Here is a 21,125-nt window from a genome sequence, read left to right as displayed (position 1 = left end):
GGTGACTGATCGGTGACGGTGCGCGCATAGCATATGCGGGTCGGACTTCTATGCAGGAGGACCGCCTATGAACCAGCAGTTCCTCGCGTCCCCGGTCCGCGTCCCCGGGCAGGGGGAGCCGCCGGCCCTCCACCTCCTGGGCGGCCCGCGCGTCATCCATCAGGGGAGATGGCTGGACGTGCCCGAAGGGGGCAAGCGCCTCCTCGCGTTCGTCGCCCTCAACGGCGGCCGGGTCGAGCGCCGGCACGCCGCCGGGACGCTGTGGCCGTCCGGCGACGACCTGCGGGCGGCGGGGAACCTGCGGTCGGCGCTGTGGCGGCTCAAGGCCGCCGGCATCGACCTCCTCGACTCCGACAAGTGCTCGCTCGCCATGCGCGAGCACACCGTGGTGGACCTGTACGTCCTGTACGGCTGGGCCGGGCGGCTCATCGGAGGCACCGCCACCGCCCAGGACCTGTCGGCGCTGAAATGGCGCACCGACGCCCTCGACCTGCTGCCCGGCTGGTACGACGACTGGGTGCTGCTGGAACGGGAACGGGTCCGCCAGCGGCTCCTGCACGCGCTGGAGGCCCTCAGCCGCGAGCTGGCCCGGGTGGGCAGGCACGCCGAGGCGGTGGAGTCCGCCCTGCTCGCGGTCAGCGCCGAGCCGCTGCGCGAGAGCGCCCAGCGGGCCCTGATCGAGGCGCACTTGGCGGAGGGCAATCTGATCGAGGCCATGCGCGCGTACGACACGTACCGCGCTCTCGTGAAACGCGAACTCGAGGTGGAACCGGGATGTGAACTCTCCGGCTTGATAAGGAACTTCTGCCGATCCGCCACCCGCACCCGCGAGGTGGTGGCCGCCCGGGTGCGCCGGGCCTGATCCGGGGTCAAGCTGGTGGCATGAGCGACGACCGGCCGGGTCGGCGCAGTACCGAACTGCGCCTGGCCCTCGCGATGCGCGGCGGGGTCAGCCTCGCCGTCTGGATGGGCGGGGCCTGTTGCGAGACGGCGGCGCTGCGCGCGGCGGCCGGGCGGGAACAGACCCCCGAAGCGGGCCTGTACGCGGGCCTGCTGGACACGTGCGGATACGAGGACGTCGACATCGATGTCCTCGTCGGGACCAGCGCCGGGGGGCTCAACGGCGTCCTGCTGGCCTGCCACCTCGTGTACGGGATGCCCTTCGGCCGCGGCGTACGGGACGTGTGGCTGCGCCTCGGCGACCTCGAAGGGCTGCTGCGCCGCTCGACGCCCTTCCACGTGCCGGCCTCGCTGATGCGCGGGGACGAGGTCTTCTACGCGGAGCTGCGCGACGCGCTGGGCCGGCTCATCGACGAGGCCCCGCCGGACTGGAAGCCCCCCGCCTCGCTCCGGCTGATCCTGACGGCCACCCGGCTGCGCCCCCGCCGGGACCGCGTGCGGCCCACCCTTGGGCGGCCGCTCCTGGTCGGCCGGTCGAACGCCTACTTCCGCTTCCGCCACCGCAGCTCCCTGACGGACTTCCCCGTCGACGTCACCGGGGCGGCCCGGGAGGCGGCGCTGAACCGGCTCGCCTACGCGGCGCGCACCTCCTCCTCGTTCCCCGGGGCCTTCGAACCGGCCCGGGTGTACCTCGGCAACGGCGCGCAGCCCGTCGAGGACCCGCCCCGGGTGGACATGCGCGGGGTCAGCAGCGAGACCGGGTACCCCGACGAGAACCTGAACGGCTGCGCCGAACTCATGGACGGCGGGCTGCTGGACAACATCCCCGTCGCCTGGGCCGTACGGGCCGTCGCCGGGGCCCCGGTGGCCCGCAAGGCCGACCGCTGGCTGCTCTTCCTCCAGCCCGTGCCTCCGTTCCCGCCGCCGCCCGAGCCGGGGAGCAGCCGGCGCGTGACCCGGCTGGTGCGGATGGCCGCGAAGTCCCTGGCCGTGAAGACCGGCTCCGAGTCCCTGCGCGACGACGCCCTCGAACTGCGCGCCGCCGAGGCCGCGGCCCAGCGCAAGCGCGCCGCCACCGGGGTGCTGCCGCTGACCCTCGCCGAGCTGGAGGACGTGGCGACGGCCCGGCGGGAGGCGTACGCCCGCACGGTCGGCGGGGCGGAGGCGCTGCGGCTCGTCCGGCTGCTGGAGGACCCGGCGGAGGTGACCGGCCCGGACGCGCTGCCGCTGCCGGCGGGCCCGGGCCCGCTGGAGACGCTGGACGAGAGCGCGGGCCGTGGCTCGGCGGCCCTCTTCGCCCGGTTGCGCGAGGCGTCGGACGGCCTGGCGGTGGGGCCCGGCGCGCTGCCCGGACCGGGGTGCTCGCCGCTCGTCCCGGCGCGTACCGTACGCCTGCTCATGGACTGGCTGGACGCGTACGAGTCCGGCGCGGGCGGGGCGGACGGCGGACCGGCGGACCGGCAGCGCGTGGAGGAATACCGGACGCGGCTCTTCGCGTGCCGCTCCGCCGTCGCCACGCTGACCGCCGCCCGGGACCGGCTGCTGCTCGACCGCTACCGGGCCGCCCTGTCCAAGGGGCTGATCCCCACCGACGCCACGGCGCCCTTCCGCGAGGCGACCCGGATGCTGGGCGCCCTCATGCCGCCCGCGCTCCCGCCCGGGGCGCCCGCCGCGCAGTGGGAGGTCTGGGCGGCGAACCTCGCGACGGCCGTCACCGGCGGATCCCTGCCGCAGCCCCCCGCGCCCGGACCCGCCCCGGACGCCGTACCGGAGGGCTTCGGGCACCTGTGGGAGCGGCTGGCGGAACTGGGCGCGGAGATCGGCGTGGACCTGGTCCCCGACGTCGCCGGCTACGAAGCGCTCCACGCGGCGGCCCGCGGCGCCGGTCCGATGACCGGCGCGCTCGCGTACGCCGAGGTGCTGCTCGGCCCGCTGCGCCCGGACCCGCTGGCCGAGGCCCCCGACATCGACTTCCACACCGTCTCGGCGGCGAACACCAGCTGGGCCACCCGCAGGGTGCTGCCGGCGGCGGTCCAGGACTCCCCGAAGGACATGGTCAGGGCCAAGCTCAGCGGCAACCAGCTCAACAACTTCGCCGCGTTCCTCAGCGCCCGCTGGCGGATGAGCGACTGGACCTGGGGCCGCCTCGACGGAGCCGCCTCCCTCGTGTCGGTCGTCGCCACCGACGAGCGCCTCAGCGAAGCGTTCGGCGACACCGCCGACCTCACGGCACTCGGTGAGCGGATCGCCGCGAAACCGGCCCTCGGTCCGGCGTTCATGGAGCTCTGGGCGCAGGACGTCACCTCCCGGTCGGACGTGGAGCCCTGGGACCGGGTACGGGACGTGCTGACCGCCGTGCGCCAGCACGAGATCCTCCGCGAGGAGCTGCCGTTCCTCGCCGAGCTGCACCGCAAGGGCTTCCGGGGCGGCAACAAGCCCCCGGACCCCCCGCTGAACCCGCCCGCCCTGGCCACGCCGGCCGAGTTCGAAGCCGCACTGGGCTCCTTCGGCGGGATCGGCGAGGAGGAGGTCGGGCAACTGCTCCGGGCGCGGGATCCGCGTCGGGCGGCCCTGCGGACCGGGCTCCTCGCCTGGCCGGCCCTCCAGCCCACCGGGAAGGTTCGGGCCCGCGCGGTGCAGGGCGTCCTCGGCGTGCTGAAGCCCCTCGTCTACCTCCCGCCCCTGGTCGGGGTGGTGGCCCCGCTGTGGGGGCTGATCGCGGCCGTGCTGATGTGGACGGGCATCGCCTTCTCCGCCGGCCAGTGGTCCTCCCTGCTCGCCCACGTTCCGGTCTGCCTGTACGCGATGGTCGCGCTGGCGGCGCTGGTCAGGCAGTGGATCCGGCCCGCCTGGCTGCGTTTCCCGCTCGGCGCGCTCGCCCTGGCCGGCCCACCCGTCGCCCTGTGGCGGCTGCGCGGGCTGCACCCCCCGGACACCGGCGGGAGCCGTGTCACGGCGCTGATCGTCGGGGCCTGCTTCGCCCTCGCCGCCGCGGCCGTGCTGTACGTGGGGACCGACCGGTGGTGGCTGCTGCCGGGGGCCGCCCTGATCGCGGGAGCGATCGCCGCCCTGATCCAGATCGGCCCTTCGGGGGAAGCCGGACCCAACGGCTGGTGGGCCGCCCTCACCCTCTACGCGGTCCTGTTCTGGGTCACGTTCGCCCTGCCCTGGCTGTACCCGAGGCAGCGGACCGCACCGGTCTGACGCAGCGCCCCGTGCCGAGGGCTCGGATAGGGTGAATCGGTAGGAATCGGACCCCCCGGGGTGAGGTCGGTGCGGTGGACACATACCAGTCGACGAGCGAAGTCCCGGACCAGCCGGCCGCGGCCGTCGGGTACGCCGGCGTACTCAGCGAGCTGCTCCCGATCGCGCTGTGGCGGGAGGACGCCGACGGGATCATCGTCGAGTGGTCGCTCGCCGCCCAGGACCTGCTCGGCCACCGCCCCGAGGACATCCTCGGCCTGCCCGGCACCTCCGTCCTCGTCCCCGAGGCCAACCACGCCCTCGCAGACGACCTCACCCGGCGGGTCCAGGCGGGCGAGACGGTCGTCGGCACCCTGCCCGTGCGCCACCGCGACGGGCACCGCGTCACGATGGAGATGTGGATCGTCCCCGCCGCCGACCCTCAGGGCCGCACCGGCGCCATGCTGATCGCCGTCGAGACCTCCGAGGTCCTGCGCATGCGGGACTCGCTCGCCGCCCTCCAGAGCCTGTTCACCCAGTCGCCCATCGGCCTCGCCACCCTCGGCCCCGACCTGCGCTTCCTGCGCGTCAACGACGCCCTGGCCCGGATGAACGGGGTCTCGGCCGCCGCGCACGTGGGCAAACGGCTCACCGAGGTCGTACCCGGTGTCAACGCCGCCGCGCTCGAGGCGACCATGCGCGAGGTCCTGGTCCGGGGCACCGCCGTCGTCGACGTGCGCCGCACCGGCCGTACCCCGGCCGACCCCGGGCAGGACCACACCTGGTCCTGCTCGTACGCCCCCCTGCTCGACGGCTCCGGCCGCCCGCTCGGCGTGATCGCCTCCCTCATCGACATCACCGAGAGCCAGCGGGCCCAGGGCGAGGCCGAGCGGGCCCGCCGCCGCTTCGCCGTCCTCGCCGAGGCGGGCACCCGCATCGGCACCACCCTCGACCTGAGCCAGACCGCCCGGGAGATCGTGCAGGTCCTCGTACCCCAGCTGGCCGACTCGGCCGACGTACAGCTCCTGGAGACCGTCCTCGCCCCCGACGACGCGGCGGCCACCCACGAGGGCGTGCTGCGCCGCATCGCGGTCGAGTTCCCCGACCCCGAGGCCCCCACCGCCCGCCTGGCACCCGGCCAGACCTTCCAGATCCCGGCCGACTCCGTCTACGAACGGGTCATCGCCGAGGGCCGGCCCATGAACCTGTACCGGGCCGACGTCCACGCACTGCTCCCCGACCCGCGCGCCGCCGAGCTGCGCGCGTACCTCGCCACGCTCGGCTCCGCCCGGCTGATCCCGCTCCTCGCCCGCGGCACCGTGCTCGGAGCGGTCACCGTGACCCGGATGAACGACCGCGAGCCCTTCGACGAGCAGGACTGCGTACTGATCGACGAGGTGGTCGCGCGCGCGGCGCTCAACATCGACAACGCCCGCATGTACACGAACCAGCGGCGGGCCGCGCTGACCCTCCAGCGCAGCCTCAGCAACAGCGCCCTCCCCGAGGTCACCGGCCTGGAACTGACCGGCCGCTACCTGCCCGCCAGCGACCACGACGTCGGCGGCGACTGGTACGACGTCATCCAGCTGCCCGGCGGCCGCACCGGCCTCGTCATCGGCGACGTCATGGGCCACGGCATCCACGCCGCGGCCGTCATGGGTCAGCTGCGCACCGCCGTGCGCACCCTCGCCCGCCACGGCGTCTCCCCGACCCGGCTGCTGCGCTCGCTCGACGAGGCCGTCGCCGACCTGGGCGAGGACGAGATGGCCACCTGCGTCTACGCCGTCCACGACCCGGCCACGGGCGGCTGCGTCATCGCCCGCGCCGGCCACCCCCCGCCGGCCGTGGCCACTGCCGGCGGGGAGGTCACCTTCCTCGACGGCCCGCCCGGCACCCCGCTGGGCACGGGCGGGCAGGAGTTCCGCACCGAGGAGGTCGCCCTGCCGCCCGGGAGTCTGCTCGTGCTCTACACCGACGGGCTCATCGAGTCCCGCGACCGCGACCTCGACCAGGGCATGGCCCAGCTGGGGTGGGCGCTGCGCGACGCCGGGCAGCCCCTGGAGGGACTGTGCGGGGACGTCCTGGCCCGGCTGCTGCCGGAGGCCCCGCAGGACGACGTGGCCATCCTGCTGGCCCGTACGAGGGCAGCGGGCGGCCCCTGAGCCGCCGACGGGTCCTGCCGCGGCTGCCGCGGCCCCGGGCGAATCGTTACGCCCGCGCTCGGCGCACCCCGGTCACCAGGCCAGGTCCTCCAGCGCCGTCAGGTCCGGTGCGGGCGGCGCCGGCTCCGGCCCGCCGGTCAGCGGCAGCTCGGCCCAGATGACCTTGCCCCGCTCGGTGTACCGGGTACCCCAGCGCTCGGCGTACTGCGCGACCAGGAACAGGCCGCGGCCGCCCTCGTCGGTGGTGGCCGCGTACCGCAGGTGCGGGGAGGTGCTGCTGCCGTCGGAGACCTCGCAGATGAGGCTGCGGTCGCGCAGCATCCGCACCCGGATGGGCGCGTTCCCGTACCGGATCGCGTTGGTGATGAGCTCGCTGAGGATGAGCCCGGCGGTGAACGAGATGTCCTCCAGGCCCCAGGCGGCCAGCTGCGCCGAGGCCGCGCCCCGGACCCGGGAGACCGCGGCCGGATCGGCCGGCACCTCCCACTCGGCGATCCGGCCCGTCTCCAGCCGCCGGGTGTCGGCGATCAGCAGGGCGATGTCGTCGCTCGGCGCCGGGAACAGCAGCGCCGCCAGTACGTCGGCACAGGCCTGCTCGGGGCTGCGCCCGGGGTGGGCGAGCGTCTCGGCCAGCACGGTGAGGCCCGTGTCGAAATCCCGGTCGCGGTCCTCCAGCAGCCCGTCCGTGAACAGCACGAGCCGGCTCGACTCGGGCAGCCGCAGCTCCACGGCCTCGAAGGGCATGCCGCCCACCCCGAGCGGCAGCCCGGCGGGCAGCTGCGGGAACTCCACCGAGCCGTCCGGCCGGACCAGGGCCGGACCGGGGTGCCCCGCGCTCGCCATCGTGCAGCCCCCGGACACCGGGTCGTAGACCGCGTACAGGCAGGTGGCGCCGGTGACGCCGGCCGCCTCGCCCGCCCCCTCCGCGGGATCCCCGGCGCCCCCGGACTCGTTCTGGTCGATCCGGTGGATGAGCTCGTCCAGATGCCCGAGCAGTTCGTCCGGCGGCATGTCCAGGGAGGCGAAGTTGTGCACGGCGGTCCGCAGCCGGCCCATCGTGGCCGCCGCGTGCACCCCGTGCCCGACGACGTCGCCGACGACCAGGGCCACCCGGGCCCCGGCGAGCGGGATCACGTCGAACCAGTCGCCGCCCACCCCCGCCTTCGCGGGCAGGTACCGGAAGGCCACGTCCACGGCGGTCTGGTCCGGCAGCACCCGGGGCAGCAGGCTCCGCTGCAGGGCCACGGCCGTCGCGTGCTCCCGCGTGTAGCGGCGGGCGTTGTCGATGGAGACCGCCGCCCGCGCCCCCAGCTCCTCCGCGAACGACAGGTCCTCCTCGTCGAAGGCCTCCGGCGTGTCGGCGGCCCGCCAGAAGTTCGCCATGCCGAGGACCACCCCGCGGGCCTGCAGCGGCACCGAGATCAGCGAGTGCAGCCCGTACCCGAGGGCCTGGCGGGTGCCGGCCTCGTCCTGGGCCCGCCAGCCCATCGCCGCGTGCAGATCGGGGGCGAGCACCGCGTGCCCGGCGTCGAGGGCCGCCGCCATCGGCGCCGTCGGCACCACGAACCGGATGATGTCGCCGACCGGCTGCAACGGCTGGTCGGTGCGCACCCCGCTCATCGCCGCCCGGCGCATCTCCGTGTACACGCCCGCGCCCCGCGAGGGCTCCTCGCCCTTCAGCACCGGCTCCAGCAGCTCCACCGTCACGAAATCGGCGAACCGGGGCACGGCCACCTCCGACAGCTCCTCGGCCGTCCGCACCACGTCCAGCGTGGTCCCGATCCGCACCCCCGCGTCGTACAGCAGCTGCAGCCGTTCCCGGGCCACCTCGGCGCGGCCGGAGAGCGCGGCGAGCTCGGTGGTGTCGCGCAGGGTCATGACACTGCCGGCCGGGTGCCCGCCGTACGGCTTGGTCGGGCGCACGTTGAGGGCCAGGAGCCGGTCCCCGGCCAGGTGCACCTCGTCCGTGGCGACCCGCCCGGACACCAGCAGCGCGGTGGTCCGCGGATCGAGGCCGAGCTCGCTCACGTGCCGCTGCTCGGCGTCGGGCGGCAGGTTCAGCAGCCGCCGGGCCTCGTCGTTGGCGAGCAGGAGCCGGTGGTCGGCGCCGATGATCAGGACGCCCTCGCGCACCGCGTGCAGCACGGCCTCGTGGTGCTCGTTCATGCGGGCCATGTCGGTCGCGCCCAGGCCCCGGGTCTGGCGCGACAGCCGCCGGCTGACCAGGGCGGCGCCGCCCGTGCCGAGCAGCAGCGCGCCGGCCGCGGCGCCGAGCAGCAGCGGCAGCTGGCCCGCGACCGAGTCGGAGACGGTGGCGATCTCGATGCCGGTGCCGACCAGCCCGATGACCTTGCCGCTCGCGTCCGTTACGGGGACGACGGCGCGGACGGCGTCGCTCGGCGAACCCTTGAACACCTCGGTGAAGGGCTGCCCGGCCACGGCGCGGGAGAGGTCACCGGTGGCCCGTTTGCCGATCAGGTCCGGCCGGGAGTCGGTGTAGCGCAGTCCGTCGGGGGTCATCACGGCGATGAAGTCGACGCCCGCGGCCCGCCGCGCCGCCTCGGCCAGCGGCTGCAGCTCGGCCGTCGGATTCGGTGATCTCAGGGACGCGGGCAGCCCGGGGGCGTGGGCGAAGGCCTCGGCGGCCGCCAGCGAGCGGTGGCGCGCGTCGCGCTCGGTGCCGTACCGCTCCTGGAAGACCAGGGCGAGCGCGGCCGCGGTGATCAGCAGGACGACGATGAACGCCATGAGCGCGAAGACCTGACCGGCGACACTGTGGGCACCCCGGGGGCGCCACGCGGGCAGGCCCCCGTCCCGCCCGGTCGGCTGCCGGGCAGGCGATCCCCTGGGTCGACCCAAACGTCCGGTCATGAGCCATTTCTAACACTGTCACCGAGATTTGGGCGGGGCTGCCGATGTGGCGGCCGCCGCAGCGCGGTACGCGCGGGGGCCGAGGCCGACGTACGAGGTGAAGTGCTGGCGGAAAGTGACCTCGCTGGCGAAGCCCGCCCGCCGGGCCACCTCCGGCACCGGGTGGTCGGTGCGCTCCAGCAGCTTGCGGGCCGCGTCCAGGCGGTGGCCCAGGAGCCAGCGGTGCGGGGTCGTGCCGGTGGAGGCGACGAAGTGGCGGGCGAAGGAGCGCGGGGACATCCCGGCCCAGCGGGCCAGGGTGGCCACGGACAGCGGCTCGTGCAGATGGCGCAGGGCCCGCTCCCGTACGGCCGCCACGGCCTCGGTGGTGCGGTCCGCCGCCGGGGTGGGCCGGTCCAGGTACTGGGCGTGGTCGCCGGTGCGGAACGGGCCCGTCACCATGGACCGGGCGATGGCGGCGGCGGCCTCCGCGCCGTGGGCCCGGCGGACGAGGTGCAGGCAGAGGTCGATCCCTGAGGCCACCCCGGCGGAGGTCCACAGTCCGGCGTCCTCCACGTACAGCGGAGCGTCCTCGACCCGTACGCGGGGGTGGGACGCGGCCAGCCGCGGAGCCAGCGACCAGTGCGTCACGGCCCGGCGGCCCTCCAGCAGGCCCGCCTCGGCGAGGATGAACGCCCCGGCGCACAGCGCGGCCACCGGCACGCCCCGGGCGTGCGCTTCCCGCAGGGCGGCGAGGACAGGCCCGGGTGTCGGGTCGGAGGGCTCGGCGAGCGCCGGTACGACGACGAGATCGGCCTCGGCGAGCCAGTCGAGCCCCCGGTCGGGGGCCAGGGTGAGCCCGCCGGGCAGCGCGATGGGGTCGGGGTCGACGGCGCACCGGCGCAGCTCGAAGCGGGGGACGCCGAGCCGGCTGCGGTCGGGACCCCAGACCTCGGTGATGACGGCGAGGTCGAAGCTGCGGATGCCTGGCTGGACGACGACGGCGACACGATGCATGCTGCCATTCTGGCAGGATCCCATCGGTTCGGGTCCCGGGCGCGCCTGTCGGCGGGCCCGTCGGGCGGAAGATCATGAAGCCATGACGAAGAACGAGATCGAACTCGCGCCCAACGCAGCGCTGCTGGTCATCGACGTCCAGAAGGGCTTCGACGACGCGTCGTACTGGGGCCCGCGCAACAACCCGCAGGCGGAGGCCAACATCGCCGCCCTCATGGACGCCTGGCGGGAGACCGGCCGCCCGGTGGTCCTCGTCCGGCACGCCTCGCGGACCGCCGGCTCGGTGCTGGCCGCCGACCACCCCGGCCACGCCTTCAAGGACTTCGTGGCGGACCGGGCGGGCCAGGAGTCCCTGTTGATCACCAAGGCGGTGAACTCCTCCTTCTACGGCACTCCGGACCTGGCCGACTGGCTCACCGCCCAGGGCATCGGCCAGCTGGTGGTGACCGGGATCCAGACCAACATGTGCGTCGAGACCACCGCGCGGATGGCCGGGAACCTGGGTTACGAGGTCCTCGTCCCCCTCGACGCCACCCACACCTTCGACCTGGCCGCAGGCCCGGCGGGACCCTCCCTGACCGCCGACCAGCTGGCGACCGCCACGGCCGTCAACCTCCAGGGCGGCGGCTTCGCCCGCGTCGTCACCACGGCCGAGCTGCTCGGCGCGTAGTCCCGCGGCCGTGTGGGGCCGGAAAACGCCGCGGCCCGGCGCCCCCGCTCGGGGGTGCCGGGCCGCGTACGGCCGACCGGAGGTCAGAGCACCTCGGCGGCGATGGTCGCCGCGACCCGCTCCAGCAGGGGACCCGCGTTCGGGATGGACTTGGCCGGGTCGGGCTCCAGGTCCGTCAGCGGGTACGCCTTGCGGATGCCCGCCGCCTCCAGGGCCTCCTGGCCCAGCAGCAGACGGCCGCAGACCGCCACGACCGGCTTGCCCGCCGCGCGCGCCGCGGCCGCGACACCCGCCGGTGCCTTGCCGTGCAGGGTCTGCTCGTCCAGCGAGCCCTCACCGGTGATCACCAGCGTGGCCCGCTCCAGCGCCGGGGCGAAGCCCAGCACCTCCAGCATCAGCTCGATCCCGGGCCGGAACGACGCGCCGAGCAGCAGCGCCCCGTACCCGATGCCGCCCGCGCCGCCCGCCCCCGGGGCGGCGGCCAGCCGGCTCGCCCTCTCCCCGATGGACTTCTCCAGCACCACCGCGAAGTGCGCCAGCGCCGCGTCCAGCGTCGCCACGTCCTCGGGCGACGCCCCCTTCTGCGGGCCGTAGACCGCGGGCGCGCCCTTCGGGCCGGTCAGCGGGTTGTCCACGTCGCTGGCCAGGACGAAGTCGACCTCCGCGAAGCGCGGGTCGATCCCGGACAGGTCCGCGGACGCCAGATCCGCGAGCGCGCCGCCGCCCGGACCGACCGGTTCACCGTTCGCGTCCAGGAACACCGCGCCCAGCGCCGCCAGCATCCCCGCACCGCCGTCGGTGGTGGCGCTGCCGCCCACGCCGAAGACGATCGAACGCGCGCCTGCGTCCAGCGCGGCCTTCAAGAGCTCGCCCGAGCCGTACGTGGTCGCCGTCAGCGGGGCGAACACACCCGCCGGCAGCAGCTGGAGCCCGGAGGCCTCCGCCATCTCGACCACGGCCGTGCCGTCGCGCAGCGCGAAAGCCGCCGTGACCTGCTCGCCGAGCGGACCGGTGACCCGTACCTCCCGGCGCTCGAACCCGGCCGCCACCGCGGCCGCGACCGTACCGTCGCCGCCGTCCGCGACGGGGAGGGTCTCGACCTCCACGTCCGGTACGGCCCTGCGAAGGCCGGCCGTCACCCGCTCCGCGACCTGAACGGCCGTGAGCGAGCCCTTGAATTTGTCCGCGGCGATGAGCACGCGCGCGGTCTCAGTTACTGCTCCGTCCGTCACCTTGCTAATCCCTTGCTATCGAACAGTGCAGTCGCGCCCCCATGAGCCTATCCGGAGGATCCTCCTATGCCCATGGGTGGCCTGGGTCACATGCGGCGCGCCATCCGTCTAAATAGGGATATACGCCTGCATAGTGTGGCCGCATGAGCGCGGATTCACTGGAAGACGCCCGTCCGGAAGGCCCGGAACCCGCACCGGACCTGGCCATCGTCACCATCGGGGTGATCGCCGTGCTGGCCGTCGTCGCGTGGGCGGCGCTCGGCAAGCACTCCTTCGACACGGCGTCGAGCACCGCGCTGGCCTGGGTCCTGGCCAACTTCGCCTGGCTGTTCGTGATCGCCGCCGACGTCTTCCTCGTCCTGTGCGTCGTCCTCGCGATCAGCCGCTTCGGCCGGATCCGGCTCGGCTCCGACGACTCCGAGCCCGAGTTCACGAACCTCGCGTGGATCGCGATGATGTTCAGCGCCGGCATGGGCATCGGCCTGATGTTCTACGGGGTCGGCGAGCCGCTCACCCACTACCTGCACCCGCCGCCCGCCTCAGGGGCGGCCCCCGGCACCGGGGCGGCCGCCCAGGCGGCCCTCGACTACTCCTTCTTCCACTGGACGCTCACCCCCTGGGCGATCTACGGCATCGCGGGCCTCGCCCTCGCCTACGCCACCTTCCGCAAGCGCCGCGGCAACCGGCTCAGCGCCGCCTTCGTCCCGCTGATGGGGGAGGAGCGCGCGGGCGGCTGGCCCGGCAAGGCCATCGACCTGCTCGCGGTCTTCGCCACCGTCTTCGGCACGGCGACCAGCCTCGGCCTCGGCGCGCTCCAGGTCGCCGAAGGGCTCCACATCACCGCCGGGATCGAGGACTCCACCGGCGTCGAGCTGATCATCATCGGCTCGCTCTCCGCGGCCTTCGTGCTCTCCGCCTTCTCCGGCCTGCACAAGGGCGTGAAATGGCTGAGCACGATCAACATCGTGCTCGCCGCCGCCCTGATGCTCTTCGTCTTCGTCCTCGGCCCGACCGTCTACGTCCTCGACGTGATCCCCGCCAGCGTGGGCAGCTACCTGCACGAGCTGCTGCCCATGGCCACCCGTACCGGTGCCTTCACCGACAGCTCCTGGCTCGGCGCGTGGACGATCTTCTACTGGGCGTGGTGGCTGTCCTGGGCGCCGTTCGTCGGCACCTTCATCGCCCGCATCTCCCACGGCCGCACGATCCGCGAGTTCCTGATCGGCGTCCTGCTCGTGCCCAGCGGGGCCACGGTGGTCTGGTTCTGCGTGATGGGCGGCACCGCGATCCGCCTCGACTCCACCGGCGCGGCCGACCTCGCCGTCAAGGTCAAGGACGGGGCCGAGGCCTCCCTCTTCGCCATGCTGGACGCGCTCCCGCTGGGCACCGTCACCTCGTACGTGGCCATGGCCCTGGTGATGACGTACTTCGTGACCAGCGCCGACTCGGCCTCCCTGGTGATGGGCTCGCTCACCAGCCGCGGCTCGCTGAACCCGCCCACCTGGCTCGTCGTCACCTGGGGCGTGCTGATGGCGGCGGTGGCGGCCGTACTGCTGGTCGCGGGCGGCCTCAAGTCCCTGCAGACCGCGACCATCCTGGTCGCGCTGCCGTTCGTGATCGTCATGATGCTGCTCTGCTGGGCCCTGGTGAAGGAGCTCCGCGAGGACCCGGGCGCCGGGCCCGCCCGCCACCACGCCCTGCACGGGATGCGCGACGCGGTCACGGCCATGGTCGGCGACGCCGTCACCGAACGGGCCCCGACCCGCCACCCCCGCCTGGCCGACTCCCCCCGCCACAACCGCGAGGACCCGCCCCCGCCGCCCACCCCGGAGCCGTGAACCCTCCGGGACGGGGCGGGGTCACGACAGCCGGTAGACGGCGATCCTGCCGTTGTCGAAGACCGGCCGGGCCAGCTCCCGCAGGCGCGAAGACTCGTGCCCCGTCGGCCGGTGCACCACCACGAAGCGCACGTGATACCGGTCGTGCAGCGTGCGGAGCTTCGCCTCCGTGGGCCGGTAGACGGCGTCCTCGTTGAGGGCGAACAGCTCCTGGTCCCAGAACGGGCCGTCGTAGGCCGTCCCGCCCCGGGTCAGCGCGACGGCGCGCGGCGCGTACGCCCAGCCCTCGATCAGCACCGACCGTTCCGAGTAGCCGCTGAGCCACTGGGAGCGGGTGTTGTTGCAGGCCGGCCCGTTGGCGTAGTCGTCGAACTCCCAGCAGTGGCTGTTGGTGACCAGGACGTCCGACGGCTCGCTGTGCGCGCGGATCCAACGCGCCGCGTCGACCTGCGAGCCGGGCAGCACCCAGGAACCCACCCAGGCCTCCTGCCTGGACTGCAGGACGTCGTGCGCGAGGCCGGGCACGCCCGCGGCCAGGACCGCGGTCAGCAGGACGATCCCGCCCCGGCCCCGCAGCGCGGGCCGGGCCCTGCCTGCGAGCCACCACAGGACGCCGCAGACCAGGGCGATCAGCGCCAGTGCGGCCGCCGCGCCGAGAGCGGCCAGCAGGAGGGAGTACGACGCGTTCGCCTCGCGGTCACCGCACAGGCGCTGGACGAACTTCGCCCACGCGTCCGAGTAGCGGTGGATCGCGAAGGTGAGCAGCGCGATGAAGGCCAGGGTGGCGACGGCGAGTGCGGCCTTGGCCCGGCGGGGCAGCGCGGCGCGTTCGAACGACTCGCAGTATCCCCAGGCCGACAGCACGACACCGAAGGGCAGCGCGGCGATGGTGAAGTAGCTGGAGTTGTAGCCGTTGACGGTCAGGTACGCGGCCGGCCCCGCGACCGCGGCACCCAGCAGGAACCACTGCACCGGCTCCAGCGCGGACTTGCGGCGCCGCAGCAGCGGGATCATGCCCAGCAGCTTCACGTGGTGGTTCAGCAGGAAGGCGGCCAGCGTGGCGGCGACGACGAGTGCCTGGAAGGCCGCAGGGCGCGCGTGCCCCGGGTCGGCCCAGTAGCTCTGGACGTTGCCGAACGGGGCGATCTCGAGACCGTAGCTCTCGAAGTGGAAGATGACCGCCGTGGCGAAGACCTGGGCGCCGGCCAGGATCGCGCCCAGTCCGACCACGGTCCACGGCACGCGGCGGGTGCCGATCAGCATCACGAGACCGGCGACGGCCAGTCCGGCGAGGGTGACGGGCAGCGTGCTCGCCTTGGCGGCGCTGGAGGCCAGGGCGAACAGGGCGGTCAGGACGAACACCCCCCGGCCGAAGAGCGGGGCGCCGCCGCCACCCGGGCCGGCCCCGGCGTCCTCGCCGTCCGCCCCGCCGCTCTTGCCGGCCCCGGCCTTGATGCCGGTGCGGCGCAGCGCGTCACCGACGACACCCATCAGCGCGATGAGGAGCGGCTGGCTGTACGTCAGGGAGAGGCTCGACCAGAACATCAGCCGCACGGCCGGAGCCCCGAAGGTCCAGGTGTTGACGTTGTTCGGGTACGTCGCCGTGAACTCGCCGACCGCGAAGACCAGCACCGCAGCCAGCGGGCCGGCCCAGGCGCGGCCGGTCAGGCGCCGGGCCACCACGGCGGTGATCACCATGGAGAGCGCGGCCAGCGCGGGAACCATGAGCCTGGACTCGACGACCGGCAGGTCGATGTGCCCGACCATGTCGGTCATCGCCATGTGGGCGAAGGAGAACCAGTGGTAGTACAGCGGCTCACCGGCAGCCTGAGGCACGGTCAGGGGTACGTGCTGCTTCGCGTTCGCGGCGAGCGACAGCATGTACGGCATGTCGCCGAAGATCCGGTTGGCCTCGCCGGCCGGCAGTACCGGGTACCGGGCCAGGAACACCTGGTGGAAGTACGCGCTGCTGAGCATGACCGTCCCGGCGACCGACCAGGACCAGCCCGCGGAGGAGGCCCGGTAGCCGCGCGGACGCCAGTGCCGCCGCAGCCGGGGCACCGCCGCGAAGGGGATCACCACGGCCAGCGGCCAGGCGACGGCGACCGACTGGGCGCCGAGGGAGACGAGCAGGAACCAGGCGACGAGTTCCAGGACCAGGCCGGTGACGGCTCCGTACGCGAGGTCCTCGAGCAGGCTGAACGGCCGTCGGCGCAGGGCCCGGAAGACGAGCGTGCCGGGGAGCAGCACGCCCCACAGCACGTAGCCGGTGTAGCGCGCGACGTCGCTCGCCGAGGTGTCGGCGAGCAGCAGGAGCACGACCAGGAAGAGGTAGGCGGTGAGCCCCGGCAGGAACCGCCAGAGGAGGTGTACGGCTGGCCGCCCGACCTTGCCCGGTGAGGTGGACCCGCCGGGCCGCCGGTCCGAGAGGGCGGTCCGCTCGGGCGCGACGCTGTCAGTTGTTCCCATGCCGTTGATGTTCCTGCCTGCCGTGCGTCGGCTGAGTGGCCGTGGATCAGGCCGCGTGTTCGGAGGTCCGCGCGTTCGCCGCGGAGTCGCTCTCCTCGGCGGAGTCGTAGCCGACGAAATAGGCGGGCCGCGCCTGGACGGCCGAGTAGATCCGCCCGATGTACTCACCGAGCAGACCCACACAGATGAGCTGCACACCACCGATGAAGAGCATGCCGATGAACAGGGACGACCAGCCGGGCACGGTCGAGCCGAACGCGTACTGCAAGGTGGTGTAGATCGCCAGGCAGAAGCAGACGAGGAAGCTCATCAGGCCCAGCCAGGTGGCGAGCCGCAGCGGGCTGGCCGAGAAGTTGGTGATGCTGTCGAGGGCGAGCCGGACCATCTTGGACAGCGGGTAGTGGGTGCTGCCGGCGACCCGCTCCTCGCGGACGTAGACGACCTCGCCGCTGCTGAACCCGAGCCACGGCACGAGCAGGCGGTAGACCGGCTGGTGCTCGGGCAGGGACTTCAGGGCATCGACGGCGGCCCGGCTGAGCAGGCGGAAGTCGCCCGCCTGGTTGGGCATGTTCTTGCCGACGAGCTTGCGCATCAGCCAGTAATAGGCGCCTGCCGTACGCCGCTTGAAGAAGGTGTCGGTGCCACGGTCGCCGCGGACGCCGTAGACGATGTCCAGGTCCTTCTCGCGGGCGAGAGCGAACATCTCGGAGATCTTCTCCGGCGGGTCCTGCAGGTCGGCGTCGATGCTGACGACGTAGTCGCCGAGGGCCCGGTGGATGCCCGCCGTCAGCGCGGCCTGGTGTCCGGAGTTGCGGGCGAAGCGCACGATCCGCAGCTCGGGCCAGTCCTGCCGTATCTTCTGCATGATCACGGGCGTGGCGTCGGTGCTGCCGTCGTCGATGCCGACCACCTCGTAGCTCACGCCGAGGTCGTCCAGGATCGGGCGCAGGCGCGCCACGGTCAGCGGCAGTGCCTCCTGCTCGTTGTAGATCGGGATCACGACCGACAACACGGGCACCGGCTCGGTGACCTCGTCGCGTGCAGAGGCTGCTGCGTTGTGCATGGCTGTTCGCCTGTCCTCAATATCTGAGAGCGAAAGGGCGTCGGCGGACGCGCCGATGCCCTGAACCGGACGCGTACGACCGGTCGTGAAGTACGGGCCGGGCCGGAGGATGGCACACCGGCTCCAGGCGTCCCCCCGGCGCCGGAGGTTTCAGGCGCAAGGAACCCGGAATGAGCGGTCAGAATATCACCGAAATACGACCATCATTTGACCGTCTGTATGCCGGATAACGGCCGAATGCGGTGGGTGCGGGTCCGGTGGGACGGCTCGGTAGGGTTGGCGGCGTGACCACCACCGATGACTACGCCACGTACATCGCGAGCCTGCCCCGGGTGCTGGCCGGAGCCGCCGCCCTCTACCGGGACGCCGACGGGCGGGTGCTGCTCGTCGAGCCCAACTACCGTGAGGGATGGGCCCTTCCGGGCGGGACCGTCGAGTCGGACACCGGCGAGTCCCCGCGGACGGCCGCCCGGCGCGAGAGCGCCGAGGAGATCGGCCTGGACCTGCCGCTCGGGCGGCTGCTCGCCGTCGACTGGACGCTCGGCGAGGGCCGTCCGCCGCTGGTCGCGTACCTCTACGACGGCGGGGTGCTCGACGAGGCGCAACTCGCCTCCATCAGGCTCCAGGAGGAGGAACTGCTCTCCTGGCGGCTGGTCGAGCCCGCCGAACTCACCGCGTACCTTCCCGGCTCGCTCGGCCGCCGCACCCGGGAGGCCTACCGGGTACTGGAGTCCGGCGAGGGCACCGCGGAGTTGGAGAACGGCAGCCGCCCGGTCTCCTCGTGACACCGGACTTACTTCGAGCAGGACAGAATCATCTGATGATCACGATGTACGCCTGGCCCAGCACCGCCGACGGGCCCGACGCCCTGCCCATGGTCCACTTCACCACCGAGCAGCAGGAGGGCGGCGAGGTCACGGCGGAGGGCACTCCGGTGTGGCTGTTCGACACCGCGATACGCGAGGGCGGCTGGGCCTCCTTCACCGACTTCGAGGGCTGGTCCGTCCCCGCCGCCGGCTGGCAGGCCTTCTACCGCCGCGAGGACGACCTCCTCGCCGTCACGGGCCCCGGCGCCTGCGAGGGCTGGTACCAGGGCCATCTCGGCGCCGACGCCGAATGGGTGGAGGCCGCCGACGCCCAGCAGAGCGTGGTCCTGCTCGCCGCCCCAGTCCAGCACCCCTCCCTGTACGCCTACGCGGTGGAGGCGGGGGCCGCGTTCGCCCTGCTCGTCCCCCTCGCGCTGGTCTGATCCGCACGGGTCCGACCCGCGCCCGTCCGGTTCAAGACGCCGTCGCGCCGGCCTCGAAGGCCAGCAGCCGCACCTTGCGCTCGACGCCGCCGCCGTAGCCGGTCATGCTCCCCGAGGCCCCGATCACCCGGTGGCACGGGACGATGATGCCGACCGGGTTCTTCCCGTTGGCCAGGCCCACCGCGCGCGAGGCGTTCGGCTTGCCCAGCCTGGCCGCGAGCTCCCCGTACGACCAGGTCTCGCCGTACGGGATCCGCACCAGCTGCTCCCACACGCTGCGCTGGAAGGCGGTGCCCTCCAGCCGGACGGGCACGTCGAACTCGGTGAGCTCCCCGGCGAAGTACGCGGCCAGCTGCCGCACGACCTCGGGGAAGGGCTCCTCGGTCACGGAGACCCGCTCCCCGAACGACTCCTCGTCCGGGCGGTGCCGTTGCCCGGTCATGTACAGGCCGCTGAGCACGCCGTCGGTGGCGACGAGGGTGAGCGGACCGTACGGGCTGTCGACGACGCTGTGCTGCTTGGTGCTCATGGTGCTCATGACGGTACGTGCTCCTCAGACGGGCAGGTGGTTGATGGGGTGGGCATCGGTGGCCCACAGGTACTGCACGGCGTACGCGCGCCAGGGCCGCCAGCCGGCCGCCCGGGCGGTGAGCGCCGCGGGCGTGGGCGGCAGCCCGAGCTCCTTCGCGGCCCGCCGGACCCCGAGGTCGGACGGCAGGAAGGCGTCGGGGTCGCCGAGGGCCCGCATCGCGATCACCTCGGTGGTCCACGGGCCGAACCCGGGCAGCGCGTTCAGCCGCGCCCGGGCCGTCTCCCAGTCGCTGTCGACGCCGAGCGGGAGGGAACCGTCGGCCAGCGCGCCGACGAGGGTGGTCAGGGTGGTGCGCCGGCTCGCCGGGAGGGCCAGGTAGCCCGGATCCAGGGCCGCCAGCGCCTGCGGCGACGGGAACAGGTGGGTCAGCCCGCCCTCGGGATCGGGATCGGCCACCGGCTCCCCGTACGCGGCGACCAGCCGGGCGGCGTGCGTACGGGCCGCCGCCGTGGACACCTGCTGGCCGAGCACGGCCCGTACGGCGAACTCCGCCGCGTCGACCGTACGCGGCACCCGGCGCCCCGGGGCCTTGTCCACGAGCGGGGCCAGCAGCGGATCCGCCCGCAACTGCTCGTCGACGGCCTCGGGATCGGCGTCGAGGTCGAGCATCCAGCGGCAGCGGCTGATCGCGATCGTGAGGTCGCGCAGGTCGGTGAGGGCCAGCTGGCAGCCGATGTGGTCGGGCTGCGGGCTGAGCGCGACGACCCCGGTGCCGTACGGGAGCCGCAGCGTCCGGCGGTAGGCGCCGGCCCGCCACTCCTCGACGCCGGGGACGGCCGTCGCGGCGAGGTGGCCGAAGAGGTTGTCGGGGTTGAGCGGGGCCCGGTACGGCAGGCGCAGGCTGATGGTCCCGGGCACCTTCGGCACGTGCCGGCTCGTCTTCCCGGCCCGCAGGCGCAGCTCGCCCGGGGCGAGGGCGAAGACCTCGCGGACGGTCTCGTTGAAGGTCCGGATCGAGGAGAACCCGGCGGCGAAGGCGATGTCGCCCATCGGCAGCTCGGAGGTCTCGATCAGCAGCCGGGCGGTCTGGGCGCGCTGGGCCCGGGCGAGGGCGAGGGGGCCGGCGCCGAGCTCGGCGTTCAGCTGCCGCTCCACCTGGCGGGTGGAGTAGCCCAGCCGTACGGCCAGCCCCGGCACGCCCTCGCGGTCCACGACCCCGTCCTGGATGAGCCGCATGGCCCGGGCGACGGCGTCGGCGCGGGCGTTCCACTCGGGGGAGCCGGGGGAGGTGTCGGGCCGGCACCGCTTGCAGGCGCGGAACCCGGCCTGCTGGCAGGCGGCTGCGCTGGGCAGGAAGGTCATGTTCTCGACCTTGGGCGGCACTGCGGGGCAGCTGGGCCGGCAGTAGATCCCGGTGGTCCGCACGGCCGTGAAGAACCATCCGTCGAAGCGGGCGTCCTTCGACCGCACGGCCCTCACGCAGCGGTCGGTGTCGGTGTACATGGCTCCAGCATCCCGGGCCCGCCCTCGCTGGGCTGGCGATTTTCCGACATCAAGCGTAGCCCTCCGGGGGTGGGGCGGGGGCCGAGTCGGGTGGGCCGGGGTCGGGGGCGGGGTGGGGCACTGTCCGGGGTAGGCATGATTTATGGCCCCCGGGCGGGAGCGCCACGTGCTCCGCGCATGGGGCCACAAATCACGTTTTACACCCCGGACAGTGCCCCACCCCGCCCCCGACCCCGGCCGGCGGGCTTTGAGGGAGCTGCCCGGGCGGGGCCGGTGGCGGGGCGGGGGGTCGTCCGGGGTGTAAAACGTGATTTGTGGCCCGTGACCCGGCCGAGGTGGCCGATGCCGGGATGGGCCATAAATCATGCCTACCCCGGACGGCCCCCCGCCCCGCCACCGGCCCCGCCCCCCTCGCAGCTCCCGTGCCGGCGGCGACGTCCTGGCATGCGAAAGGCCC

14 protein-coding genes are annotated in these 21,125 nt (G+C 73.8%); 7 read left to right on the top strand and 7 right to left on the bottom strand.

Translation table 11 applies throughout. The features are described 5' to 3' along the window. The first annotated feature begins 67 nt into the window (after positions 1-67). The 3 genes from K7B10_RS09900 (at position 68) to K7B10_RS09890 (ending at position 6,245) form a co-directional block, all read left to right on the top strand. The gene (locus tag K7B10_RS09900; RefSeq protein WP_229335737.1) at positions 68-862 is read left to right on the top strand and encodes an AfsR/SARP family transcriptional regulator; all 795 of its coding nucleotides are present in this window, start codon (positions 68-70) and stop codon (positions 860-862) included. 20 nt (positions 863-882) lie between these two features. Then, complete coding sequence (locus K7B10_RS09895; protein ID WP_229335736.1) at positions 883-4,104, top strand: DUF3376 domain-containing protein; 3,222 nt, start codon at positions 883-885, stop codon at positions 4,102-4,104. A gap of 74 nt (positions 4,105-4,178) precedes the next feature. Continuing rightward, a complete protein-coding gene (locus K7B10_RS09890) occupies positions 4,179-6,245 on the top strand; it encodes a SpoIIE family protein phosphatase (RefSeq protein ID WP_229335735.1) in 2,067 nt (688 codons plus the stop codon). Between the two features lie 72 nt (positions 6,246-6,317). On the opposite strand, the gene K7B10_RS09885 is transcribed toward K7B10_RS09890, so the two are convergent. Then, the gene (locus K7B10_RS09885) at positions 6,318-9,116 is read right to left on the bottom strand and encodes a SpoIIE family protein phosphatase (protein WP_372481395.1); all 2,799 of its coding nucleotides are present in this window, start codon (positions 9,114-9,116) and stop codon (positions 6,318-6,320) included. 18 nt (positions 9,117-9,134) lie between these two features. Further along, on the bottom strand, positions 9,135-10,112 hold the full coding sequence (locus K7B10_RS09880; protein ID WP_229335733.1) for a GlxA family transcriptional regulator: 978 nt from the start codon (positions 10,110-10,112) through the stop codon (positions 9,135-9,137). Positions 10,113-10,194: 82 nt separating this feature from the next. Here K7B10_RS09880 and K7B10_RS09875 point away from each other — a divergent pair, with 82 nt between their 5' ends. Continuing rightward, positions 10,195-10,782 (top strand): cysteine hydrolase family protein, encoded by a 588-nt coding sequence (locus tag K7B10_RS09875; protein WP_229335732.1) that lies wholly within the window; start codon positions 10,195-10,197, stop codon positions 10,780-10,782. An 83-nt stretch (positions 10,783-10,865) separates the two neighbouring features. On the opposite strand, the gene K7B10_RS09870 is transcribed toward K7B10_RS09875, so the two are convergent. Further along, positions 10,866-12,014: a glycerate kinase gene (locus K7B10_RS09870; protein ID WP_229335731.1), complete on the bottom strand. Its 1,149-nt coding sequence runs from the start codon at positions 12,012-12,014 to the stop codon at positions 10,866-10,868. A gap of 143 nt (positions 12,015-12,157) precedes the next feature. Here K7B10_RS09870 and K7B10_RS09865 point away from each other — a divergent pair, with 143 nt between their 5' ends. Then, positions 12,158-13,852 (top strand): BCCT family transporter, encoded by a 1,695-nt coding sequence (locus tag K7B10_RS09865; RefSeq protein ID WP_229335730.1) that lies wholly within the window; start codon positions 12,158-12,160, stop codon positions 13,850-13,852. A 21-nt stretch (positions 13,853-13,873) separates the two neighbouring features. Here the strand turns inward: K7B10_RS09865 and K7B10_RS09860 are convergent, their stop codons facing one another. Both K7B10_RS09860 and K7B10_RS09855 read right to left on the bottom strand, forming a co-directional pair. Then, positions 13,874-16,321, bottom strand: coding sequence for a hypothetical protein (locus K7B10_RS09860; protein WP_229335728.1), 2,448 nt, complete (start codon positions 16,319-16,321; stop codon positions 13,874-13,876). A 46-nt stretch (positions 16,322-16,367) separates the two neighbouring features. Then, positions 16,368-17,384, bottom strand: coding sequence for a glycosyltransferase family 2 protein (locus tag K7B10_RS09855; protein WP_229335726.1), 1,017 nt, complete (start codon positions 17,382-17,384; stop codon positions 16,368-16,370). 284 nt (positions 17,385-17,668) lie between these two features. Between K7B10_RS09855 and K7B10_RS09850 the strand changes: the two genes are divergently transcribed. Both K7B10_RS09850 and K7B10_RS09845 read left to right on the top strand, forming a co-directional pair. After that, complete coding sequence (locus K7B10_RS09850; RefSeq protein WP_229335724.1) at positions 17,669-18,169, top strand: NUDIX domain-containing protein; 501 nt, start codon at positions 17,669-17,671, stop codon at positions 18,167-18,169. A 35-nt stretch (positions 18,170-18,204) separates the two neighbouring features. Further along, positions 18,205-18,633: a hypothetical protein gene (locus K7B10_RS09845; RefSeq protein ID WP_229335722.1), complete on the top strand. Its 429-nt coding sequence runs from the start codon at positions 18,205-18,207 to the stop codon at positions 18,631-18,633. A 31-nt stretch (positions 18,634-18,664) separates the two neighbouring features. Here K7B10_RS09845 and K7B10_RS09840 read toward each other — a convergent pair whose 3' ends face one another. Beyond that, positions 18,665-19,162 (bottom strand): methylated-DNA--[protein]-cysteine S-methyltransferase, encoded by a 498-nt coding sequence (locus K7B10_RS09840; protein WP_229344909.1) that lies wholly within the window; start codon positions 19,160-19,162, stop codon positions 18,665-18,667. Between the two features lie 24 nt (positions 19,163-19,186). Further along, positions 19,187-20,668 (bottom strand): AlkA N-terminal domain-containing protein, encoded by a 1,482-nt coding sequence (locus tag K7B10_RS09835; protein ID WP_229335720.1) that lies wholly within the window; start codon positions 20,666-20,668, stop codon positions 19,187-19,189. Positions 20,669-21,125: the final 457 nt, after the last annotated feature.

The organism is Streptomyces flavotricini, assembly GCF_020639365.1.
Classification (GTDB): domain Bacteria; phylum Actinomycetota; class Actinomycetes; order Streptomycetales; family Streptomycetaceae; genus Streptomyces; species Streptomyces flavotricini.
This window is presented reverse-complemented; position numbering and strand designations above follow the sequence as displayed.